Raw genomic sequence first — 442 nt, 5'->3', positions numbered from 1 at the left:
AATGACTAAGAATTTTAAATATTTCATGTTTTAGAAGATTAAAGGGAATAACAGGTGAACCATAATAAGACCTCCTATAAAGAAGCCCACCACAGCAATAAGAGAGGGTAACTGCAGGTTGCTGAGTCCCGAAATCGCATGACCCGAGGTGCATCCCCCGGCATACCTGGCTCCAAAGCCAATTAAAATTCCGCCGATCAGTAAGATCGCCAGGGCCTTTGGATCTGTAAAAGCTTCGGTGGCAAAAAGTTCATTTGGTAAATAGGCTTCCCCCGCACTTTCAAAACCCATTGACTCCAGAGTGGTAACAGTTTCGGGAGCGATATCCACGGCAGTATCTCCACTCAGAAAATTTGCTGCAAGAAAACCGCCAATGACCGCACCTGCGACCACAACCAGGTTCCAGCGCTTTGCTCTCCAGTCAAATGCAAAGTAATCTACT

The 442-nt window shown here is 45.9% G+C and carries 1 protein-coding gene; it reads right to left on the bottom strand.

Annotation, left to right across the window (positions count from 1 at the left end; genetic code table 11):
* Nucleotides 1–30 precede the first annotated feature (30 nt).
* A partial coding sequence (locus HC175_RS18825) for a YeeE/YedE family protein (protein ID WP_168139722.1) occupies nucleotides 31–442 on the bottom strand: 412 nt, incomplete at its 5' end.

This window comes from Salinimicrobium oceani (assembly GCF_012037645.1).
The sequence above is the reverse complement of the archived record's forward strand: the minus strand, read 5'-3'. Positions and strand labels throughout refer to the sequence as shown.